This is a genomic window from Candidatus Ulvibacter alkanivorans (assembly GCF_003333325.1).
GTDB classification, from domain to species: domain Bacteria; phylum Bacteroidota; class Bacteroidia; order Flavobacteriales; family Flavobacteriaceae; genus Ulvibacter_A; species Ulvibacter_A alkanivorans.
In genome coordinates, this window is sequence record NZ_QOLC01000076.1 from 1 (window position 1) to 22,209 (window position 22,209).

22 protein-coding genes are annotated in these 22,209 nt (G+C 39.4%); 16 read left to right on the forward strand and 6 right to left on the reverse strand.

Translation table 11 applies throughout. The annotated features are described in order from the left end of the window. Positions 1 to 61 precede the first annotated feature (61 nt). From DWA30_RS06510 to tsaB, 15 genes are all read left to right on the forward strand, one after another. Positions 62 to 1,042, forward strand: coding sequence for a cytochrome c oxidase subunit 3 (locus tag DWA30_RS06510; protein ID WP_114491732.1), 981 nt, complete (start codon positions 62 to 64; stop codon positions 1,040 to 1,042). Positions 1,043 to 1,061: 19 nt separating this feature from the next. Then, positions 1,062 to 1,445: a cytochrome C oxidase subunit IV family protein gene (locus DWA30_RS06515; RefSeq protein WP_114491733.1), complete on the forward strand. Its 384-nt coding sequence runs from the start codon at positions 1,062 to 1,064 to the stop codon at positions 1,443 to 1,445. A 79-nt stretch (positions 1,446 to 1,524) separates the two neighbouring features. Beyond that, a complete protein-coding gene (locus tag DWA30_RS06520) occupies positions 1,525 to 2,997 on the forward strand; it encodes an MBOAT family O-acyltransferase (RefSeq protein WP_114491734.1) in 1,473 nt (490 codons plus the stop codon). After that, the gene (locus DWA30_RS06525) at positions 2,998 to 4,449 is read left to right on the forward strand and encodes a hypothetical protein (RefSeq protein WP_114491735.1); all 1,452 of its coding nucleotides are present in this window, start codon (positions 2,998 to 3,000) and stop codon (positions 4,447 to 4,449) included. Positions 4,450 to 4,580: 131 nt separating this feature from the next. Beyond that, positions 4,581 to 5,231 carry a hypothetical protein gene (locus tag DWA30_RS06530; RefSeq protein ID WP_114491736.1) on the forward strand — a complete coding sequence of 217 codons (651 nt, stop codon included), beginning with the start codon at positions 4,581 to 4,583 and terminating at the stop codon, positions 5,229 to 5,231. A gap of 5 nt (positions 5,232 to 5,236) precedes the next feature. Beyond that, positions 5,237 to 5,950, forward strand: coding sequence for an SCO family protein (locus DWA30_RS06535; RefSeq protein ID WP_114491737.1), 714 nt, complete (start codon positions 5,237 to 5,239; stop codon positions 5,948 to 5,950). Next, positions 5,928 to 6,458, forward strand: a complete 531-nt coding sequence (locus tag DWA30_RS06540) for a DUF420 domain-containing protein (RefSeq protein ID WP_114491738.1) — start codon at positions 5,928 to 5,930, stop codon at positions 6,456 to 6,458. Before DWA30_RS06535 ends, DWA30_RS06540 begins: the two co-directional genes overlap by 23 nt. Before the next feature lie 16 nt (positions 6,459 to 6,474). After that, positions 6,475 to 6,702, forward strand: a complete 228-nt coding sequence (locus DWA30_RS06545) for a hypothetical protein (RefSeq protein ID WP_114491739.1) — start codon at positions 6,475 to 6,477, stop codon at positions 6,700 to 6,702. Between the two features lie 147 nt (positions 6,703 to 6,849). After that, positions 6,850 to 7,572 carry an ABC transporter ATP-binding protein gene (locus tag DWA30_RS06550; protein ID WP_114491740.1) on the forward strand — a complete coding sequence of 241 codons (723 nt, stop codon included), beginning with the start codon at positions 6,850 to 6,852 and terminating at the stop codon, positions 7,570 to 7,572. Beyond that, positions 7,565 to 8,809 (forward strand): ABC transporter permease, encoded by a 1,245-nt coding sequence (locus tag DWA30_RS06555; RefSeq protein WP_114491741.1) that lies wholly within the window; start codon positions 7,565 to 7,567, stop codon positions 8,807 to 8,809. Before DWA30_RS06550 ends, DWA30_RS06555 begins: the two co-directional genes overlap by 8 nt. After that, complete coding sequence (locus DWA30_RS06560) at positions 8,802 to 10,073, forward strand: ABC transporter permease (protein WP_114491742.1); 1,272 nt, start codon at positions 8,802 to 8,804, stop codon at positions 10,071 to 10,073. Before DWA30_RS06555 ends, DWA30_RS06560 begins: the two co-directional genes overlap by 8 nt. A gap of 26 nt (positions 10,074 to 10,099) precedes the next feature. Further along, positions 10,100 to 11,260 (forward strand): efflux RND transporter periplasmic adaptor subunit, encoded by a 1,161-nt coding sequence (locus DWA30_RS06565; RefSeq protein ID WP_114491743.1) that lies wholly within the window; start codon positions 10,100 to 10,102, stop codon positions 11,258 to 11,260. Positions 11,261 to 11,322: 62 nt separating this feature from the next. Then, positions 11,323 to 12,768: a TolC family protein gene (locus tag DWA30_RS06570; protein WP_114491752.1), complete on the forward strand. Its 1,446-nt coding sequence runs from the start codon at positions 11,323 to 11,325 to the stop codon at positions 12,766 to 12,768. A gap of 2 nt (positions 12,769 to 12,770) precedes the next feature. After that, complete coding sequence (locus DWA30_RS06575) at positions 12,771 to 14,054, forward strand: efflux RND transporter periplasmic adaptor subunit (protein WP_114491744.1); 1,284 nt, start codon at positions 12,771 to 12,773, stop codon at positions 14,052 to 14,054. A gap of 3 nt (positions 14,055 to 14,057) precedes the next feature. Then, positions 14,058 to 14,714, forward strand: coding sequence for a tRNA (adenosine(37)-N6)-threonylcarbamoyltransferase complex dimerization subunit type 1 TsaB (gene tsaB, locus DWA30_RS06580; RefSeq protein WP_114491745.1), 657 nt, complete (start codon positions 14,058 to 14,060; stop codon positions 14,712 to 14,714). Here the strand turns inward: tsaB and DWA30_RS06585 are convergent. The 6 genes from DWA30_RS06585 to DWA30_RS06610 form a co-directional block, all read right to left on the reverse strand. After that, on the reverse strand, positions 14,701 to 15,432 hold the full coding sequence (locus DWA30_RS06585; RefSeq protein ID WP_114491746.1) for a hypothetical protein: 732 nt from the start codon (positions 15,430 to 15,432) through the stop codon (positions 14,701 to 14,703). The two genes, tsaB and DWA30_RS06585, sit on opposite strands and share 14 nt — an antisense overlap. 79 nt (positions 15,433 to 15,511) lie before the next feature. After that, the gene (locus DWA30_RS06590) at positions 15,512 to 16,225 is read right to left on the reverse strand and encodes a hypothetical protein (protein ID WP_114491747.1); all 714 of its coding nucleotides are present in this window, start codon (positions 16,223 to 16,225) and stop codon (positions 15,512 to 15,514) included. A 22-nt stretch (positions 16,226 to 16,247) separates the two neighbouring features. Beyond that, the gene (locus DWA30_RS06595; RefSeq protein ID WP_114491748.1) at positions 16,248 to 17,096 is read right to left on the reverse strand and encodes a mechanosensitive ion channel family protein; all 849 of its coding nucleotides are present in this window, start codon (positions 17,094 to 17,096) and stop codon (positions 16,248 to 16,250) included. Positions 17,097 to 17,101: 5 nt separating this feature from the next. Further along, positions 17,102 to 19,150, reverse strand: coding sequence for a thioredoxin domain-containing protein (locus tag DWA30_RS06600; protein ID WP_317048340.1), 2,049 nt, complete (start codon positions 19,148 to 19,150; stop codon positions 17,102 to 17,104). Between the two features lie 153 nt (positions 19,151 to 19,303). Continuing rightward, positions 19,304 to 19,504: a dodecin family protein gene (locus tag DWA30_RS06605; RefSeq protein WP_114491750.1), complete on the reverse strand. Its 201-nt coding sequence runs from the start codon at positions 19,502 to 19,504 to the stop codon at positions 19,304 to 19,306. A gap of 186 nt (positions 19,505 to 19,690) precedes the next feature. Beyond that, entirely contained in the window at positions 19,691 to 20,593 is a 903-nt protein-coding gene (locus DWA30_RS06610; protein WP_114491751.1) for a NifU family protein, read from the reverse strand. 75 nt (positions 20,594 to 20,668) lie between these two features. On the opposite strand from DWA30_RS06610, the gene DWA30_RS06615 reads away from it, so the two are divergent. Next, positions 20,669 to 22,209: choice-of-anchor L domain-containing protein (locus DWA30_RS06615; RefSeq protein ID WP_210725391.1), on the forward strand; the 1,541-nt coding region annotated here is incomplete at its 3' end.

Consider the following 22,209-nt stretch of genomic DNA (forward strand, 5'->3'; position numbering starts at 1 on the left):
ATGTTTCGTTAGATAAAAAATATACGTATTTTTGAACCCTATTTAAAACCAAATTCTTTGTATGGAAGCTACTGTTGTTAAAACAGGTACCGAAGGAAAAACCTGGGGTGGAGGAAACAAACCACTACGTGCCAGCTATGGTAAAATGATGATGTGGTTTTTCATCGTTTCAGATGCCTTGACTTTTTCAGGATTTCTTGCCTCTTACGGATTCTCACGATTTAAATTTATCGATTCCTGGCCAATAGCCGATGAGGTATTTACTCACTTTCCGTTTTTACATGGTGTAGATGCACCTATGTATTACGTGGCCTTGATGACCTTTATCTTGATCTTCTCGTCTGTAACAATGGTATTGGCAGTAGATGCAGGGCATAAAATGCAGAAGAATAAAGTGATCATTTATATGTTCTTAACTATTATTGGTGGAGCCGTATTTGTTGGATCACAAGCATGGGAATGGGCAACCTTTATTAAAGGGGATTATGGAGCGGTAGAGACCAAAGGTGGAAAAATATTACAATTCTTGAATACAGAAGGCGAACGGGTCGCAATTGGCGACTTTGCCGTAAAAATACCAACCGCTAGAGATATCCATGACGAAACAAATGGAATTTGGTACGAAGCAGAAGCTACAAAAACATCCTTTTCCTTTGAAGAAGTTAAAGCCGGATTCTTAGCCAACGATGATCTCTTAATCCGTACCCAATACCTCGATGAGAACGGCGCACCAACTGTGCTGTCTAGAGAAGAGTCGATCACCAAGATCGTAAATGACGGAAAACTAGTAGTAGAAGGCGCAAATCTGAAACACAATGAATACGGAACACCGTTATTCGCAGACTTCTTTTTCTTTATTACCGGATTTCATGGATTCCACGTATTCTCTGGGGTTATCATTAACATTATTGTTTTCTTTAATGTAGTAATTGGAACCTACGAACGTAGAGGACATTACGAAATGGTAGAAAAGGTTGGACTTTATTGGCACTTTGTAGATTTAGTATGGGTATTTGTATTTACCTTCTTTTACCTTGTATAAAAAGCACAATTAGTACGAAATGGCACACGAACATAAACTAGCAATTTTTAGAGGAACGCTAAAGTTCAAATCGAACATAGCGAAAATATGGGGAGTCTTTGTATTTCTTTCCATCGTTACGATCATAGAAGTGGTATTAGGTATTGTTAAGCCGGAAGTGCTTATCGATAATAAGTTTTTAGCAATGAAATTGCTAAACTGGATCTTTATAATCTTGACCTTGGTAAAAGCGTATTATATTACTTGGGACTTTATGCACATGCGAGATGAGAAAAAATCGCTGCGTCGTTCTGTAGTATGGACCGCAATCTTCCTCATCTGCTATTTGGTTCTTATACTATTGATTGAAGGAGATTATATCTTTGACGTATACAAATCAAACTACGTAAAGTTCGATTTTTAATCGATACAAATAATAAATATATTTAACCCCTTCCAACAAACGAAGGGGTTTTTTTATAGGTTATTCCCAAAAGCAATTCATGTTATTCAATTCCATCGATTTTGCACTGTTCTTTCCAATAGTATTTATACTGTACTGGATGGTCGCAAAAAAACTACAGCTGCGAAACGCACTTATCTTAGTAGCTAGTTATGTGTTCTATGGTTGGTGGGACTGGCGTTTTTTGTTACTGATAGTTATAAGTTCGGCCGTGGATTATGTTGTCGGGCAACAACTAATTAAGGCGCAATCCAACGCACAGCGAAAATGGCTATTAGGAGTAAGCCTCCTGGTTAACCTAGGCTTTTTGTGCTATTTTAAATATGCAAACTTCTTTATCGAGACCTTTATCGATGGATTCCGATTGTTCGGGATGCAGTTAGAATCAACTACACTAAACATCATACTTCCGGTGGGAATAAGTTTCTATACATTCCAAACCTTAAGCTATACCATCGATATCTACAATAAGAAATTACAACCGACAAAAGATGCGTTGGCGTTTTTTTCGTTTGTGGCCTTCTTCCCTCAGTTGGTGGCAGGCCCTATTGAACGTGCTGCTCATCTTTTACCACAATTTCATAAGACCTATACTTTTAATTACAATAGAGTACGTAGTGGTTTGTTACTAATGGCTTTTGGTCTGTTCAAGAAAATGGTCATTGCCGATAGAGCGGCCATATATGCCAATGAAGTGTTCAATAGCCCTGAAGCGTACAATGGGGTTCCATATCTTATCGGGATCTTTCTTTTTGCCTTTCAGATCTATTGCGATTTTTCCGGATATAGCGATATAGCGATAGGTGCTGCACGTACGATGGGCTTTGACCTAATGAAGAATTTCGATTCCCCTTACTTTTCTCGATCCTTAACCGAATTTTGGCGGCGTTGGCATATTTCATTATCTACTTGGTTTCGAGACTATGTGTATATCCCATTGGGAGGCAGTAAAAAAGGCAGATTTCGCACCTATGCCAACTTGTTTATCGTTTTTGTAGTAAGTGGTCTATGGCATGGCGCCGCCATTACCTTTGTCGTCTGGGGTGCGATCCACGGGATCGTATTAATGGTCGAAAAAGCACTGTACTCGGCAAAACAACCACTGTATAAAAAATCATACCTTATTACACAAAATTGGCTGGCACGCCTTCTTTCGGCAATAATGATCTTTTCGATCGTATGTTTGGCGTGGATATTTTTTAGAGCGAACAGTATGGGAGATGCTATATTAATACTGAAGGGTGTGTTTACCACTTTCAACTGGGATCAAATTACATTGTTAGAAACATATAAAATAGGCTTTACCGGAATCGAATTCTGGGTGCTACTTGGCTTTATTGCATTATTGTGTGTGGCAGAGATCATGCATAAGCGATTCAATTTATTTAGGTTAATGCAAAAACAGCCTATAGTGATACGCTGGAGTAGTTATCTCGTGATCGTGTTTACTATTATTGTATTTGGGGTCTATGGCACAGGAATACCAAAGGAATTTATCTATTTTCAATTTTAAATGAAACAACTGGTCATTAAAGTTATATTGTTTACCGGGTTAGTGACAGCCGTCCTTTACCTATGTGATGATTTTTTCGTGGATGGCCAACATAGGAGTTATCAATCATTTCAATCTATTTACCAACACGAAAAGAATTCTATAGATGTTGTTTTCCTCGGAAACTCTCACTTGTACATGGGTGTGGATAATTTTATTATTGAAAGCAAGTGCGATATTAATACGATAAGTGTAGCTGCGGGCCGACTAAATATCGCCGAAGTGTATTTTAACCTGCAGGAGGTGTTGAAGTACCATACCCCCAAACTAGTTGTGATTGAAACCTGGCCGCTTATTTCTGAAGGAGACGCCTATAACAAGATCTTTACCAGATTCAAGCAGTTGCATTCTAGTAACTTTTACAACCCCAGTTACAAACGGTTTGGATGGGTGCAAACCAAGGAGTTGATCCTGTCCAACAGAGAACACCGACTCTATAAATTCTTCAACATGGCGAAGAACCACGATTGGTGGAAAGACCCCGAGAGATGGTCGCGGCAACTTCGTAGCAATAAAGAGCTCGTAGCTTCAGAATTTATCCAAGCCCACGCGAAGAATGATAAAGTGTTTTCCGAAGAACAACTGCAAGAATTTAGGGCTATAGCACCAAAGTTTTCATATTCTGAAATGTATCTATCAGAAATGGAAAAAGAGTATTTAGCATCTATATTGAAACTGTCTAAGCAACACAAATTCGAACTTTTATTTATAACAGTTCCTGTGTTTGATCAATATTACAAAGTGACGAAACCCGGTTTTGAACGTGTCCATAATGAACTAGAGCACTATTTTTCCGAAGAAAAAAATGTTACCATCCTCAACATCAACAAAGCGTTCAACGGGTTGGATTACACGCACGTTATCCCGGAAAAAGACAAAGATGCCAATCAGCATCTCAACTATAAAGGCATTATTAAAACGAGTAACTATCTCGCCAACTTTTTAATCGACCAATACGATCTAAAGGCAACACATCCGGTGCCAACAAATTCGCCTGAGGCGTTGATGTATCGCAATGTAACCATTCAAGATGACCCTTCCTTTAAGGGGAAGCTTACCCATTTTAATAAAAAATGGATTGGGCCTGACACTGTATTGACCATCCCTAAAAAACAATCTAAATTTGTACTGCAAGGATGGAGCAATAAACGAGGAGTAAACGATAGGGCGGCTAAACGTTCTTTGATCTTTAAAAAGGACACTAATTTTGTGTATGTCTCCCACTTTCGAAACGTAAGGATCGATTCGACCCCTGCGACCCAAGACACCACTTCGTATATTAAAACAGGATTTCAATTTGAACTCGATACGAACTTATTGGAACCCGGTTCCTATTCGATTTATCTTAGTACTCAGGCCAAAGATGGAACCTACTATTATAAGGATCTAGTAAAACAATTGGTGGTTCAATAGGACAGCACACCTAAAAACAAAATCAATACTTCTTTGAAGCGAAATAAATTTTAGATGACCCAATGAAAATTAACGTCCTAAGGTTGTTCAACCCCTGTTTAGGTCTTATTTTTGCAGCTTAAAATGAGGTCATGCAATTAAAAAAATATATAACGTTGGGGGTGCTGTTCATTCTGCCCATTACCATGTATCTATTCTTTGCTTCAGGGAAAGATAATTTTGGTCGTTTACCAACGTTAACTACCCAAGTGAACGAGCTTGATGCATTTACGACCTTAGATGGAGAAAAGGTTAAGTTGGAGGATCAAATTACGGTATTGGGATTCTTCGGAAAGGACCCGTTGCAACATAAAGCCAATGCTTTCAATCTAACGCATAAGATCTATAAGAAAAATCGAGAGTTTCACGATTTTCAATTTGTCATATTGGTGGCTGAAGGGTCGGAAGCGGCCGCTTCAGAATTAAAAGAAAAACTTTCAGAAATAGTTGCTGTCGATCAGTGGAAATTTGCCGTGGGAACGACCGAAGCGATTCAAGAGGTGTTCCAATCGCTAGAAACAAATTATACACTTTCCGAAGAAATAAGCGTCCCTTATGTATTCATTATCGATAAGAAAAGAAACCTTAGGGGAAGGGATGACGACGAAGATGTTGGGGTACTTTACGGATTTGATGCGCGTGATTATTCAGAGATCAACAATAAAATGGGCGACGACGTAAAAGTGATCCTGGCCGAGTACCGTCTAGCCTTAAAAAAATACAAAGCAGATAGAGAGATATAGAACTTATGAAAAAGGCAAATTATTCATATATAGGTATATCATTTGTTATCCTGATCTTTGGGATCATCTTTATTCCTAAGATCATCAATCGAATTAACAATAATGAGATCGTAGACGAGGATCGACACAACTTGGAACGAAAATCATTGCAAAAGCAAGTAGAATTAGCGCGTATAGGAAATAAGACGGTGCCTGATTTTAGTTTAGTAAATCAAGAAGGTGATACCATTACCAATGCCTATTATGACGACAAGGTGTATGTAGCCGAGTTCTTTTTTACCACCTGCCCAAGTATTTGTCCCATTATGACCACCAATATGTTAAAAGTGCAGGAAGCCTTTAAGGAGGATAGTGATTTTGGAATTGCTTCTTTTAGTATCGATCCAACTTACGACACTCCCCAAGTACTTAAACAATATGCCGACGGGTACGGTGCGACTCATCCACACTGGAATTTCCTAACGGGCGAGAAATCTAAGATCCACGCGTTAGCGAATGAAGGTTTTAATATCTATGCTGCACAAAATGAAGAAGTAGATGGTGGGTTCGAACATCAAGGGTACTTTGCCTTGATAGATAAAGAAGGAAACATACGCTCTCGTGTCGATAAAAATGGGAATCCGATAATCTACTACGACGGGCTAGAAGATGAAAGCATCGAAATGCTTATAGAAGACATTCAAATTTTATTAGAAAATGACTCAAGTGAAACAAATTAATTCTAAAAAGTATACAGTATGGATCTGGATACTTTCTATCGCGATCCCTGTTGTGGTGGCTTTATTATTCAGTGTGCGCATCCCAGGTGTAGAACGTCTAGGATTTTTACCACCAATCTATGCCACCATAAATGGAGTGACCGCCATCTTACTGGTAACGGCTGTTTACCAAATTAGAAAGGGAAATCAGAAGACGCACGAGCGACTTATGAAAACCGCTATCTTATTGTCTGCGTTATTTCTAGTCATGTATGTTGCATACCATATGACCTCAGACTCTACCCCCTATGGTGGCGAAGGACTGTTGCGATATGTGTACTTTTTTATTTTAATTACGCATATTGTCCTGTCTATTACCGTAATTCCATTTGTACTTATAACGTATGTGCGTGCGATTACCGGAAGGTTCAAAATGCATAAGAAAATAGCACGAATCACGTTTCCTATATGGTTGTATGTGGCAGTTACCGGTGTTATTGTCTATCTAATGATCTCACCCTATTATTAACAGTGAACCATAGTACATGAAGTTTAGATATATCTTTTTATTGTTGTTCTTGATCTCGGTACTTCCTGCCGAGGCTCAGTGCGCCATGTGTCGAGCAGTATTAGAAAGTGAAGAAAGTGGCCAGGCGGCCAAAGGGATCAATAATGGTATCACTTATCTAATGATCATTCCTTATATTCTGATAGGAGGCATAGGGTACGCTATTTACAGAAGTAGACAGCGTGAAAAATTGGAAGAAAATTAACAATATCTTTACAGTTAGGATGTAACAACTGTCGCCTAAAATTGTCTTATGGTGCAGACTCCCGCAAACCATTGCTATTAGAAGTCTTAACATCAATTTTGCAAATTCAGAATTAAATTTTCTCACTTTTGCATTTTACTCAATAGAATGATAGAAATCAACGACTTACACAAATCGTATCACATGGGGAATAACTCTTTACATGTGTTAAAAGGCATTAACTTTAAAGTGTCTGAAGGTGAAATGGTTTCTATTATGGGATCGTCCGGTTCGGGAAAATCAACTTTGTTAAATATCTTAGGGATGTTAGACGAAGCCGATGAAGGTAGTTATACCTTAGACGGAAAAGTAATCAAAGATCTTAACGAAAAGATCGCCGCTCGGTATAGAAATAGATTTCTCGGTTTTATTTTTCAATCTTTTAACTTGATAAATTATAAGTCGGCACTAGATAATGTTGCGATGCCCTTATATTATCAAGGGGTAAAGCGCAATATTCGAATCGAGAAGGCGATGCATTATCTTGAAAAAGTTGGTTTGGCAAATTGGGCAGAACACCTTCCCAATGAACTTTCCGGAGGTCAAAAACAGCGTGTAGCCATAGCACGAGCCCTCGCTAGCGACCCAAAGGTGTTATTAGCCGATGAGCCTACAGGAGCTTTAGATACTAAGACTTCGTACGAGGTGATGGAGTTAATTCAAGGGATCAATGATGAAGGAAAAACCATTTTAGTAGTAACGCATGAAGACGATATTGCTCACATGACCAAGCGCATCGTTAATTTACAGGATGGTGTTATTATCGATGATTCTAAAGTCAAGCAAGTACGTGCTAAAGAAGCCGCTCTAAAGATGTTGTCCCATGCTTAAATTAGAGCGATGGCAAGAAATATTTGAGACCATTCGCAAAAATAAATTGCGAACTTTTCTTACGGGACTATCGGTAGCTTCTGGTATATTCATACTCGTAATTTTATTGGCCTTAGGGCAAGGCATGCAAAACGGAATAGCCAAAGAGTTTGAAGATGATGCCGCCAATCGAATTAGTGTTTGGACCGGGGTTACTTCGGAAAGCTATAAAGGTATGAATCCCGGCCGCCGTATTGAAATGGACAATGCCGATTACGAGATCGCCGAACGTAAGAATATCGATCAATTAGAATACAAATCTGGTGTGTACAGTATTTGGGGAGGACTTACTTCCTATAAGAATGAAACGGGTAGTTACCGAATTGAAGGGGTAAGAGGAGATTATCAATTTCTAGAGAACGCTACCCTTACTGCAGGGCGTTTTATCAATCAGAGTGACCTCAATAATTATGAAAAGAATGCGGTAATTGGAAACAGAGTTTACCAAGATCTATTTAAAGAAAAGAATGCGCTTGGAGAATATATTGAGATCACAGGAATTAAATTTAAAGTAGTTGGTGTTTATTCCGATCCTGGCGGAGAGCGTGAAGAAACTCGAATTTTTATTCCGTTAACTACCTCACAGCGCGTATATAATGCTGGTGACAAACTAAGGTCACTGGTCTTTACCTTAAAACCGGAGGACAACTTCGATCAAGCACTGGCTGCTTCCGAAGCATTTACAGCACAACTCGAATCAGACCTGAAACGGAAGCACACGGTTGCACCTAGTGATGTGAGTGCCGTGAACATTAACAATTCCCTTGAGAATGCAAAACGCTTCTACGATCTTACCAATATGATCCGTTGGTTCTTTTGGGGAGTAGGAATTTGTACGATTATTGCAGGAATCGTAGGCGTAAGTAATATCATGCTCATCATTGTAAAAGAACGAACTAAAGAGATAGGAATTAGAAAAGCAATTGGCGCCGAACCACTGTCAATTATTGGAATGATCTTGCATGAATCTATTTTCGTAACCGCTATAGCCGGGTTCCTCGGATTAATTTTTAGTTTGATCCTATTAGAGATCGTCGGACCGCTAATTGAAACCGAATACATTCGAAACCCTTCTGTAGACTTCGGGGTGGCAATTACGACCGTTATTATTCTTATTGTAGCCGGTGCCTTGGCCGGATTTTTCCCCGCACGCCGTGCTTCCAAAATTAAACCTATAGTAGCCCTTAGAGATGAGTAAATTATTCAGTAGAGATAGTTGGGCAGAGATTATTGAAGCCTTGAGTTCAAATTGGTTCCGAACCATTTTAACTGCCTTTGGTGTGCTATGGGGTATATTCATTCTTGTGATATTACTGGCCGCCGGCAACGGACTCGAAAATGGAGTTAAACAAGGGTTTGACGGTATGGCGACCAACTCTATGTTTATGTGGGCACAAACGGCAACAAAACCTTACAAAGGATTGCCAAAAGGGCGAAGGTTCAATTTCAAGGTTGACGATGTTGAAGCCATAAAGCAAAATGTTCCTAATATGAGATTTGTTTCTCCTCGGAATCAGTTAGGTGGGTTTCGTGGGTCCAATAATGTAACACGCGGCTTAAAAACCGGGGCGTTCAATGTCTATGGAGATTATCCGGAGATCATTGAACAACAGCCAATGGACATCACTTTAGGCCGGTTTATAAATTATTCTGACATCAATGAAAAGCGAAAAGTTGCGATCATAGGTGAAGGCGTACGAAACACATTATATGATATAGGCGAGGATGTAGTTGGAACTTACATCAAGATCAACGGGGTGAATTTTATGGTGATCGGCACCTATAAGAAAAAATCACAAAACGGTGATGCCGAGGAAGGTCAGAAAGAAATATATGTGCCATTTACAGCATTCTCGCAAGCATTTAATATGGGGGATCGAGTAGGTTGGATGGCGATTACTGCGGAAGACGGCTCCTCGATCACAAACCTAAAATCAAAGGTATTCGACGTAATAAAATCAAGACATACGATCCACCCGGAGGATGACAGAGCCATTGGGAACTTTGATCTGTTCGAAGAATTTAGTAAGATCAATGGGCTTTTTATAGCCTTGAATTTTGTCGCCTATTTTGTAGGGGTGTTGGTATTGTTATCAGGAATAATTGGAATTAGCAATATCATGCTAATCGTAGTAAAGGAGCGTACGAAGGAGATAGGGATTCGACGAGCATTAGGAGCAACTCCTTGGGGAATACGTTCTCAAATTTTATTAGAATCTATTTTCTTGACCATCGTTTCGGGAATGGCAGGAATTGTATTGGCATCGGGAATTCTTGCTTTGGTGAATATGCTTATGGAAGGAATGGATACCACCGAAATGATGTTCTTGAACCCTTCGGTGAATATTGGAGTCGTTGCCATAGCATTGGTAATATTAATAGTTTCCGGTTTGCTCGCAGGGCTAATACCTGCACAAACAGCAATTAAAGTAAAACCCGTAGACGCATTACGAACAGAATAACAACATAATTTTGAATAATTTTTAGAATGAAAAAGACAGGAACCATAATCATTTTAGTGTCGATCGTTATATTATTTACAGTAGCGATGTATTGGCTTTGGGCAAAAAATTCCGAAGACCCTATAGTGTACACGACCGAACAGCCTAGCACGCAAACAATTGTTAAGAAAACGGTAGCGACAGGTAGCATTGTACCAAAAGAAGAAGTATTGATCAAGCCAAATATCTCCGGAATTATCGACGAAATATTTGTTGAGGCGGGAGATATAATAAAAAGTGGCGATCTTATCGCTAAGGTGAAAGTAGTACCTAATGTAAATACGTTAAGCAGTGCCAAGAACAATATTAACAGTGCGCGTACACAAGTAGAAACAGCACGTCTTGCACTAGAGAGTCAACAAAGTATTTATAATCGGCAAAAAGAACTTTTTGAAAAAGGCGTAATCTCCGCAAATGAATTCGATAACGCGCAGTTAAGTTTTAATCAAGCGCAGCAACGTTATAATCAAGAAAAGGTAAACTTGTCTGGAGCAAGACAAACCTTCGAGATCGTGAAAACCGGAACTACTAGTGGACTGGGTACCACGGCTAACACAGAAATTCGTGCAACGGTGTCCGGGATGGTCCTGGACGTTCCCGTGAAAGCCGGTAACCAAGTGATCGAGGCCAATAATTTTAACGACGGAACAACCATTGCCACCATAGCAGATGTGGATAAAATGATCTTTGAAGGTAAAGTGGACGAAAGTGAAGTAGGTAAAATCACTGAACAACTTCCTTTGGAAATCACAGTGGGTGCGATCGAAAATAAAAAATTTGACGCTGTGCTCGACTACATTGCTCCTAAAGGGGTTAGTGAGAACGGTGCGATCCAATTTGAAATTAAAGGAACACTTAACAAACAGGATACAACTTTTATCCGGGCAGGGTTAAGCGCGAATGCGTCAATTATCCTTGCGAAATCTGACAATGTATTGGCGATCAAAGAAGCACTGGTACAATACGATCCTAAAACCTTAGAGCCATTCGTTGAGGTTGCTACAGGAGACCAAGAGTTTGAACGCAGAGATGTTGTTCTGGGGATAAGCGATGGAATTAATGTTGAAGTACTGGAAGGTGTTTCAGAGGATGATAATATAAAGGTGTGGAACCAGATAAAAGCTCCTGCAGCTTTTAACAGAGGATAAATTTTTACATTTATTGTAACATTTCAGCAATAAAAAGACTTATGCATCAACAACAAGTAAACATGAAAAAAATAGTTACCGTTTTTATTCTTTTGATAACCATCGTTTCTGTGAATGGACAGTCCAAAGAATGGACCCTTGCTGAATGCGTCGCTTATGCGTTAGAGAATAACATTTCTGTAAAACAAAGCGAGTTGGATATTGCAGCGGCTGAAGTTGATAAACTGAATGCTATCGGGAATTTTGTTCCATCGATTAATGCAGGAGCGGGTGTTTCAGAAAATACAGGACTTAGTTTTAACCCTGTTACAAACAATGCGCAGACCACCACATTTTTATCGGTCTCAGGAAATATAAATGTAGGATACACGCTTTTCGATGGCTTGCGTAACTTTAGACAAGTACAGCGTGCCGAATTATCTAAATTAGCAGCTCAGTATCGCTTGGACAAAATGAAAGACGATATTTCATTGTTTGTTGCCAATGCCTATCTTCAAATACTCCTTAATAAGGCAAACCTAGAAGTGATTAGATCCCAAAACGATGTGACCTTGGAGCAAATTGGGCGTACTCAAGACCTAGTGGATGCCGGTGTGTTACCACGAGGCGATCTGTTAGAAATAAAAGCAACCGATGCGAGTGAAAAACAACGAATTGCCGTTGCAGAAAACTCGGTGAGAATCTCATTAATTAGTTTGGCGCAATTATTATTGATTAAGGATTATGAGACATTTGATATTGTTGATGAAGGTTACGACATTATAGATGAAGGGATCACGTCAAAATCTGTTTCAGAAATAATTTCCGCTGCCGAAAGTAACAGAAGTGAAGTGAAAATCGCTGAGATGAACGTAGAATTGGCAGAAAAAGACCTTCAAATTGCAAAAGGAGCATATTACCCAACAATTACGGCATTTTTCGGCTATGATACACGTTATACCGATGCGACTTCATTTCAACAAACCTTGGACCCGGATAACCCCATTAGTATTCAAGAAATTGGATTTGTTGAAGAAACCGGCCAAACGGTGTTAGGAGAATTTCCGAATACGATCACCCGTGAGGTGGGAGCGGATCCATTTATCGATCAGTTGTATCAGAATGACGGAATTGGGTATGGGTTACGATTAAATGTTCCTATTCTTAATGGCTTTTCTGCACGTAGTACTGTGAAGCGGAATAAGATCAATTTAAAACGAAATGAATTTCAACTCGAACAAGCAAAATTAGATTTAGAGTCTAATGTGTATCAAGCTTACGTCGATGCTAAAGGCGCGTTTAAAGCATATGAAGCTGCGTTAGCAGCATTCGAATCTCAAGAACTGGCGTACCAATATGCTAGGGATCGATACGATGTAGGATTGACCAATGCGTTCGATTTTAGTCAGTCGAAATTAAGATACGACAACGCTTTGATCGAAGTAAATCGCGCGAAATACGATTATATTTTTAAAACAAAGGTATTAGAGCTCTATTTTGGAGTAGAACCAACCGACTTAAAGTTTTAGGCATGAAGAAAAAAACACTTATTATCCTTATCGTTTCAGTAGTATTGCTTGTCATTTTATTGGTGATTGGTAAAAAAGCCGGATGGTTTGGTGACAACACCGATGCAAAACAAGTAGAGGTCACGGAGATTGCACCCATAGACATAATCGAAACGGTGGCTGCCACCGGTAAGATCCAACCGGAAGTTGAGGTAAGCCTTTCTTCGGAAGTGTCGGGAGAGATCATTGAACTGCCGGTTGTAGAGGGACAACAAGTAGAAAAAGGTGATCTGCTTGTTAAAATTAATCCGGACCTTATTCAAGCAGCAGTAAGTCAGTCACAAGCCGGACTTCAAAATGTTCGTGCGCAGTTGTCTCAGGCAGAGGCCAACTTAAAAAATGCGCGTTTAAACTACGAGCGTAATAAAACCTTATTCGAAAAAGGAGTAATATCGAAGTCGGAGTGGGACCGATCTGTCAATGAATTTGAAAGTGCCCAAGCCAACAAACAAGCGTTATATTACAGTGTACAAAGTGCAGCTGCGAATGTAAAGCAGTCTAGAGATAATTTATCTAGAACTACTATTTACGCACCTATGAGTGGAACTATTTCACGCTTGTCTGCAGAGTTAGGAGAACGCGTTGTAGGTACGGCCCAAATGGCCGGTACCGAGATCATGCGTGTTGCGAACTTGAAGAATATGGAGGTTGAGGTTGATGTAAATGAAAATGATATTGTAAAACTGTCTTTAGGAGATAGTACAATTGTAGAGGTAGACGCCTACTTGAAACGTGAATTTAAAGGAGTTGTTACCGAGATCGCCAATTCGGCTGAAAATGCACTTTCTGCAGATCAAGTAACTAATTTTAAAGTAAAGGTACGTATCCTGCCGGAGTCTTATGCTGATCTTACGGAAGGCAAACCCGAATCGTTTTCGCCCTTCCGTCCCGGAATGACAGCCACCGTAGACATAATAACAAGTAAAAAGAACAATGTGATAGGAGTGCCTATTAGTAGTATCGTGATCAAGACCGATACCAGCAGTACTAAAAAGCGATTCAATAGAGAAGCACCCGATCCTAATGCAGAAAAATTTGAATGTGTATTCGTTAAAAATGGCGATGAGGCCAAATTACGCGTCGTAACCACAGGGATTCAAGATGATACCAATATAGAGATTGAATCGGGGCTGTCGGAAGGCGATATAGTGATTACGGGTCCGTATAACACGGTAACTAAGACATTATCTTCTGGCGATAAGGTGTCGGTAGAGAGTAAGGAATCACTTGGAGAAAAAGATGAATAAGACATGGGATTAATCTTATGTATTGAAACAGCAACAACAAATTGTTCGGTAGCGCTTTCTGAAAATGGAAGCGTTATTGCGTTTAGGGATGATACGACGGCCGGTTATAGTCATGCCGAAAAGCTTCATCTCTTTATCGCCGAAGTGTTGGCAGAAGCCAAGCTCCCAAAAGAGAAATTAGATGCTGTGGCGGTTAGTAAAGGCCCCGGCTCTTATACAGGTCTACGCATTGGCGTTTCGGCAGCAAAAGGCATTTGTTATGCGCTAGATATTCCATTGATATCGGTACCTACATTGACGGTTCTGGCTCAAAAAGTAACAGATGCAGGAACCGTAATACCCTTGTTAGATGCGAGACGTATGGAGGTGTATTCGGCGGTGTTTAATTCAGAAAAAAAACAAATAAGAGATACGCAGGCAGATATCCTTACCGATGGTTCATACGCCGAGTATCTTTCCGAAGGAAAAACAATATTTATTGGAAGTGGCGTGGATAAGTTTAAAACTATATGTGAGCATCCAAACGCTGACTTTATAGAGAACGAATTTCCAAGTGCAAAACACATGGGGGCATTAGCAGAAGAAAAATTCGGTATAAACGAATTTGAAGATGTCGCGTATTTTGAACCCTATTATTTAAAGGATTTTATTGGGGGCTAGCATTTTCTTGCATGATCGTATCGTAATAGAGGAAGATCGCAATTAGATCATCAAGTTCTTCAGGATTCAAATCATTTTCTTTGATATATGCCTTGAGTTTATCTTTATCTTCATCCATGACCTTTAGAATTCGGGAGGGTGATAAAGGAATTTCAAAAAACTTTCCATTCTTGCTTACCAAGTAATAATCAATATTTTGTCTGAAGATAGCAGGTTTCGACGGTGCATATGCTGTTGGCTCTTTAAATGGGGTGAATGTAACATGTGGTTTTTCATATAAATCGTATACACTGCCCTCTTGTATCAATTTAAAATAGCCGCCGTCCTCGATCGATTCTTTATAAGGTGCAAAAATATAGATATCGTTCTTGATTTTTACATAGACATCGGTCGATTTTAATAGGCCTTGATACAAATCTGCCGTTTGTAGCACCTCTATTTCTTCAGCATATATATTGTACCGCAGCATGGCATTTTTCTGGGATAAGGCACCATCGAAGTAAATGTTTCCCAATTGGAATTCATCATTCGCATACGGGGAACCTTGAATGTTTTCGGCCATATAAGGGTCATCCTTAAAGAACTCGTTCGACAGCCCAATGTCGTGCGAATTCATTAAAAGCTCAAATCCGGGACGCTTAGATGATAAGCGTGTTTGTGCATCGGCTGAAAAATAGATAAAGGCGCTTACAACGAAAAATAGAACGTATCGTTTCATAATGAAAATTTTAACTGCTTGTTGAAGATACAAAAAACGACACCAAAAGGTGCCGTTTTTACGTTATATGTGTTAAATTCTAGAGGATCGAATTAAAATAAGATACTAGTTTTATTAAGTCTGCCTCTTCGGAAACGTCGATACGCCGATCGTTCATAAATTTCTTCACTTCTTTCTTTTTAACACTCATCACCTTTAGTGCCTTAGATCGAGAAGTAGGTAGCTCAACAAATTTACCATCCCTCTTAGAGACTAGGTAGTAAGTATGTGTGCTTGAGAATTTAGCAGGACGATTTTGTTCGTAGGTCGTTCGAGCTTCATAGGGTTGAGAAAAAGTGGTGGTAGTCTTTTTGTAAAGGTCGTAATGATCGTTGGGAGAGAGTATTTTAAAATAGCCGCCTTCTTCCGTAGAACCATTTTTAGGTACGAAGATATACACATCATTGAAGATCTTAACAAATAGATCCGGACTTTTTAATAATGCGCCGTAATTCTCGTCGTTTTCATTCTTTTTCATCTCGATCTCGTCAGAATACGAATTATAGCGCATAGGCACATCTTTCATAATAAGTTTATCGTCTTGATAAATATTGCCTTTTAGAAATGTGTCATTAGAATAGGGCGAACCTTCTATATTTTTAAACTCTTCTTCGGAAAGATTAAAGAACTCGTTTGTGTTATTGATATTAACCTCTCTTTCGTATAAGCTATAGGCTCCAGATCCAAGGTTGGTTTGAGCATATCCTGTGGCTCCTATTATAGTGAGTAACAGTGTAACAGCTAATTTTTTCATGCTAATTTATTTAATAGTTTAATTAATTTTTGTTTTGATGTTCAAGATTGTAATGGTGCACATCGCGTTGCGGGAATGGTATTTCGATCCCTGCGGCTTCAAGTCGTTTTTTACCTTCTTCCAACGTATAAAAACGAATATCCCAAAAATCTTCATTCTTGGCCCAATAACGCACCGAAAGATTTACTGAACTGTCTGCTAATTCGGTTACAACCACCATTGGCATTTTATCTTCTATTTGAAGCACCGTGGGTTGTTCAAGCACCAAATTCAACAAGATGTCTTTCGCTTCCTTGATATTACTATCATAACTTATGCCAAAGGTTAGCGCTTCACGTCGAATTCCTTCTTCCGTGTAATTAATAATACTGTCGTTAGAGAGTTTACCATTCGGAATTATCGCTAACTGGTTTCCAAAAGTTGTAAGCTTGGTGTTAAAAATACTAATTTCCTTGACCGTTCCTTCTACGCCCTGAGCTTTAATAAAATGTCCAACCTTGAAAGGTTTTAACAATAATATAAGTACGCCACCTGCGAAATTCGCGAGCGATCCTTGCAGTGCAAGTCCAATGGCTAATCCCGCCGCACCAATAATAGCGACCAATGAAGCCGATTCTACACCTAATTGGGTAACGACCAGTACGAATAATAAAATATTTAATCCCCACGAGATTAAGCTCGCTATAAATTTTTCTAGGGTGGGATCGTAATCCTTTTTGTTGAAGAATTTTTTTATGACTCTATTAATAAGCTTAATCGCCCATAATCCTAAAATTAGAAGCACAATTGCTCCAACAAGACTAGGAAGAAAATCGATTAGTTTTTGTCCGTATTCTTCAATGTAGATATCAATATCCTTAAATTTATCCATGTAATTTATTTCGTGATTTTAATTGATTCAATTGCATTTTTCGGGTCTCGAACCGGTAGTTTGCATGTGTTGTTCACACAAACATATATTAAGGTCTCCCCGGCTACATACCGCCCTTCCAGTAAATACGCATCACTTTTTTCAGTGCTGCCGGCTAGTAAGGCATTGGGTATGTAGGTTTTATTGATTTCTTTAATTTTTTCTGAAGCCTCAGGTCCTACGACCACAACCTCATAATATTTAGTTTGGTAATTTGCCAAGAGTTGCATCCAATTTGAAAACCCGGAAGGATATTGCGCCATTTCTGCTTCAACGTTCTTCAACATTTGTTGCGCAGTAGTCGCGTAAGTAGGTTCGTCATAATAATGCGATAGTTGGAACAAATTGTTCGCCATGATCGAATTGGAAGCAGGGATCACGTTGTCGCGATATTCGATAGTACGCGTCATAAGTGCCGCATCTTCCTTTGAAGTAAAATAAAACATCTGCTTGTCTTTATCGAAAAAATGCTCGAATACGTAATCGGTCATTTTTTTAGACTTCTGTAACCATTGCATATCCATAGTTACTTCATATAAGCTAATATATGCCTCAACGACTGCCGCATAATCTTCTAAATAGCCATTTATAGTGCTTGCTCCGTCTTTGTGAGAATGCCACAAGGCACCACTTTCCTGTAACTGACTATCAGCAATAAAATGTGCATTTTTAAGGGCCGTATCTAAGTACGACTCATTTTGAAACGCTTTATATGCATCTACATATCCCTTTAGCATTAAGCCGTTCCACGAGGTGAGTGTCTTATCGTCTAATCTCGGTCGGTCTCTCTTGTTTCGGTAGGCCAGCAATTGTTCTTGCCATGTGTTTTTCTTCTTCTGAAAAGCTTCTGCTTCGATATTGTGTTCTGCTACAAAATCAGCATCGTGTTTGTCTTTAATCAAAACATAATGGCCATTCTCCCACTTTCCGAAGCTATTCACATTATAATAATCGCTAAAAAGTTCAAAATCTTCACCTAGTACTTCTTGTAATTCTTCCTTCGTATAAATGTAATAGGCACCTTCTTCTAATTCGCCAGTTTCAGTCTTGCTGTCGGCATCGAGCGAAGAATAAAATGCTCCGCTTGAATCCTGCGTCATCTCTCTTTCGATAAACGTTAAGGTTTCTGTAACTACTTCTTTGTATAAAGGATTTTTGGTCACCAGATAGGCATTGCTGTATAGACTTACTAATTGGGCATTGTCGTATAACATTTTCTCAAAATGAGGCACATGCCATTTTTCGTCGACGCTATACCGTGCAAAGCCACCTCCAATATGATCATAAACACCACCAAAGGCAATTTGATCCAGTGTAAGTGTGACATAGTTAAGAAGCGTGGTGTCTTGATGTTGCACTGCATGACGTAGCAAATAGCTGTAATTATTAGGCATCATGAACTTAGGAGCACGCTTATAACCCCCAAATCTATGGTCGAAAGTTGTACCCCAATTTTCTAAAAGCGATTCGGTATCGTAAGTAGAAAAGTCGATGGCTTCGGTATTAAGGGTAATGAGGTCCATGCTTTTAATACCTTCTTCAAGTTTAGCTGCGTATTCCTCTAGTTTTTCTGGTTCTCGCTCGTATACCTCTTGAATTTTGGTAAGCGCGTCAATCCAAGCCTCCTTTTTAAAGTAAGTGCCTCCCCAAACAGGTCGTCCGTCGGGTAACGTGATCACGTTTAGTGGCCATCCTGCACTACCCGTCATAAGTTGAACGGCATTTATATATATTTGATCTACATCGGGTCGTTCTTCTCGATCTACTTTAACCGAGATGAAATGCTCGTTCATCGTGGCCGCTACTAAAGAATCTTCAAAACTTTCACGTTCCATGACATGACACCAATGGCAAGCAGCATACCCAATGCTTATCACCATTAGCTTTTGTTCATCCTTTGCTTTCTGAAGCGTAGCTGCATTCCAACCTCGCCAGTCGACCGGATTATGAGCATGTTGCAACAAATACGGACTGGTTTCATTAATAAGTTCGTTTGTATAGGTGTGTGATTCCACAGTTTCTTGATTTGAATCCTTACAAGATGACAATAAAAAGACCGTTGTCAGTAGTAAAATTAGATAGCGCATGAGTATTTAAAATAAAAACAAGGAAAACAAAAATACGCTTTTGAACATTCAAAAGCGTATTTCATCTAGTTGTTTTATTTTTTACTGAACTTCGAACGATATTTTTACGTTTACTCGAAATTCGGTTATGTCGTTATCTTTAACGATACAACTTTGCTCTCTAATGTAGGCCGAGCGTATGTTCTTCACACTTTTCCCTGCCTGTTTTACCGCATTACGTGCAGCATCCTCCCAACTCTCGTTCGAATTCGCCATCACTTCAATTACTTTTAATACTGCCATTGCTTTTTTGTTTTTAGTTAATCTTCTATGAAGACTTAAAATACAATTTTAACGGGCAATTATTCTCAAAATATCGTTAAAAAGTGGGGTAAAAACTTAAAATGATCAAGTCCCGTAAAGTGTTGGTCTATGCTAAAATTAAATTCAGCGATCAGGGTAACTAAAACATCGAACTCTTGCTAAATATTATCCGTTTATCGCGACAACATTTTGCACCTTCCCGTGGAGCATCTCTTTGAGCATCGTCTCAATACCGTTCTTGAGCGTAACGGTAGAAGAAGGACACCCGCTACAGGCTCCTTGTAATATAACGCTTACTGTTTTGGTATCCGCGTCAAACGATTTGAATGCAATGTGACCTCCATCACCGGCAACAGCAGGTTTTACGTATTCATCCAATATTTCGATAATCTGTTTGTCGATGTCTGATAAGTTCGCTGTTTCCTTTTCTGAACTTGCTTCGGAAGCTTTATCTTTCTGAAGAATAGCATCGTTTAGTACGGGCTTTCCGTCTTCCAGATATTTTCGAATGAATTCTCTAACCTCCATCGAAATTTCCTGCCACTCCACCATATTGTATTTCATGACCGAAACATAGTTGTCGCTTATAAATACTTCTTTAACAAAAGGAAAATTAAACAACGCTTGCGCCAAGGGAGCATCGGTAGCTTCATCGATGTTTTTAAATTCAAAAGTGTCAGTAGCCAATGGTTTGTTTGCCACAAATTTTAAAACACTTGGATTAGGAGTACTTTCGGCATAAACAGTTACGGGAATCTTTGTCGAATCGTTCTTTTGAGTTACCACAGCTTCACCGCTATCCAAATATTCTTTAATAGAGGTTGCCACTTCATCTTGGACATCCTCCCATTCTACAATATTGTATTTCTCGATTGCGATAAAATTTTGAGAAATATATACCGTTTTTACAAATGGAAGATAAAACAGTTGTTGAGCGATAGGGCTAGAGGCCGCTTCGTCTATCGATCCAAATTCATAGCTTTGCGCTTGCGTCAAAAACGAATCGGTGACAAATTTTACAATGTTTTTATTATTGGTCGGTTGAATTGTAATGTTAAATTCAGACATTCAGCTCTTTTTTTTGCAAAAATATACAAAGAAAACCAATGTAATCGATATATTTGGCAAGCTAACAGATTAAAAATGAAGAAATTTTTACTCCCTATTTTCTTTCTTTTTTCTTGTATTGGTTTTTCTCAAATTGTTGTTGACGACACCTTTACCGTTCAAGAATTAGTAGAAGATGTTCTAATAAATAGCCCTTGCGCACAAGTTTCTAATTTTAACTCAGACACTGGGTCGGTTAATAATGGAATTGGTTTTTTCGACGGCAATGGCTCAAGCTTTCCGTTTCAATCCGGAGTTGTCCTAAGTACCGGTGCCGCTACAGAAGCAGAAGGTCCTAACGATCAAGGAGGGTTTCAAAGTGAAGATACTGATGCTCCTGCCGATCCGGACTTAGATGCTGCTATCCCAACCACCGATGCTCGACAAGACAGAACTTTTATAGAATTTGATTTCGTGCCTCAAATTAGTACGATATCGTTTAATTTTTTATTTGCTTCGGAAGAATATGAAGGTAGTTTTCAATGTACATTCACAGATGCTTTTGCCTTTCTACTTTTTGACCCTTCAGGGGGTGTACAGAATTTAGCCGTTCTTCCGGGTGTGCCGCCACCCAATAATATCGTATCAGTAACCAACGTTCATCCTGATGTTCCTGGTTCTTGCGGACCGATGAATGAACAATTTTTTGGGCAATACAATGATGGCGCCAATGCACCTACATCACCAATTCAGTTTAATGGACAAACAGTCGTGCTTACGGCACAAGGAAATGTTATACCTGGTGAAACCTATCGTATCAAACTAGTAATTGCAGATGACCGTGACGGTGTATATGATTCTGCTGTATTTCTTGAGGCTGGATCTTTTAACATTGGAGTGGATCTAGGTCCCGATGCAACTATATCGAATGGAAACGCACCCTGCGAGGGAGAAGAATTTGAAATTGGATTAATTAATCCTGCTCCAGGCGAATCCTACCGCTGGTTTGTTTTCAATCCGGGAACGGGCATGTTCGATTTAATTCCTGGCGAATTTGCAAGTACTTTAACGGTAACCCAAAACGGTACCTATCAAATTGAAGTAACTTCAATTACCGGATGTGCAGCGACCGATGATATTGTGGTAGAATTTGCGCCACAGCCCACAGCTGCTGTTCCCGACCCCTTAGAGGCATGCGATGAGGCGCCAAACGACGGATTCACAGAATTTGATTTGACGCTGCGCGATGTACAAATTCAGAACGGGGAACCCAATACAACAGTAAGTTATTATGTGACCGAAGCGGAAGCAGAAGCAGGGTTCAATGCAATACTAAATCCAACAACGTTCCAAAACTCAACAATAAATACCCAAACTGTGTATGCGCGTTTAGAGGAATCAAACTTTGGTTGCTATGATGTGGTACCGTTGTTCTTAATTGTCAACCAATCTCCTGAGATTTCAGATCCTATTTCTGATTATTTTATTTGTGACAATGATCAGGATGGTTTTGAGGAGTTTGATTTAACGAGTAAGGATTCGGAGATTTTGGGTACGTTGGTCAATGTAGATTTGACCTATCACACCTCTCAGGCTGATGCTGAGGGAGGAGTTGGTGCGATCATGCCTGCCAACAT